Annotated in this window: 1 protein-coding gene and 2 pseudogenes; 2 read left to right on the forward strand and 1 reads right to left on the reverse strand. The window is 67.9% G+C overall.

What is annotated here, in order from left to right:
- Nucleotides 1–126 (reverse strand): annotated as a pseudogene (locus MTQ12_RS14805) (transcriptional regulator); the annotation flags it as partial.
- Between the two features lie 71 nt (nucleotides 127–197).
- On the opposite strand from MTQ12_RS14805, the pseudogene MTQ12_RS14810 reads away from it, so the two are divergent.
- Nucleotides 198–443, forward strand: a pseudogene (locus tag MTQ12_RS14810) (hydroxyethylthiazole kinase); the annotation flags it as partial.
- Nucleotides 444–454: 11 nt separating this feature from the next.
- A complete protein-coding gene (locus tag MTQ12_RS14815) occupies nucleotides 455–703 on the forward strand; it encodes a thiamine phosphate synthase (protein WP_348983884.1) in 249 nt (82 codons plus the stop codon).
- The last annotated feature ends 64 nt before the right edge of the window (nucleotides 704–767 follow it).

Consider the following 767-nt stretch of genomic DNA (forward strand, 5'->3'; position numbering starts at 1 on the left):
TCGGGCCAGTTCCGCCGGGTAAGCGGGATGGTCGAGCAGGGTCAAGATGATCCGGGATCGAGTGGGGTCGGCCAGTGCACGACCCAGGCGGTTCATCACGTCGAGACGCGAAGCAATAGTCAGCATGCACTGAACTATACAACGCGCACTGAACACTCGGTCACAGGCGTCAGCCCAGATCGCATGCCCGTAAGGGGAACGGCCATCGATGGTTGACCCAGGTCACTGGCGGTGGGTGCGCGCTGGGCGCGCTCATGGCTGCCTTCGCCGCCACCACCGACGACCCGCTCCTGGCCGCCACGGCCGCGACCGCGACGTACACCGTGGCCGCCGAGGTCGCGGCCGAGCGTGCCGCCGGGCCGGGGAGCTTCGCCGTTGCGCTGCTGGACTCTCTCGCCACCCTCAACCCGCAGGAGCTGACCGAGAAGGTGGTGCTCCGGTGACCCGCCGACCGGTGAACCTCAGCCTCTACCTGGTCACCGACACCGGTTTGTGCGGCCCACGGGGGGTGCCCGCGACCGTGCAGGCTGCGGTCGCGGGCGGAGTCACCGTGGTGCAGTTGCGTGACCCGGGCGCCACCGACGCCCACTTCGTCGCCCTCGGCGTGGCGGTCCGCGAGGTGCTGGCGGGGACCGGGGTGCTGTCAAGCCCTGGGTTTGGTAGAGGCTTCTTTTCTTGGTTTCCTATGCGGCCACGCCTGTAGTGGTCTGCTGTTTGATCCAATCAGAATGCGCCTCGATCGGCGGCCGGTAGTGCAGCGCCGAATG

The sequence above is a fragment of the Brevibacterium sp. R8603A2 genome, from assembly GCF_023072605.1.
GTDB classification, from domain to species: domain Bacteria; phylum Actinomycetota; class Actinomycetes; order Actinomycetales; family Brevibacteriaceae; genus Brevibacterium; species Brevibacterium pityocampae.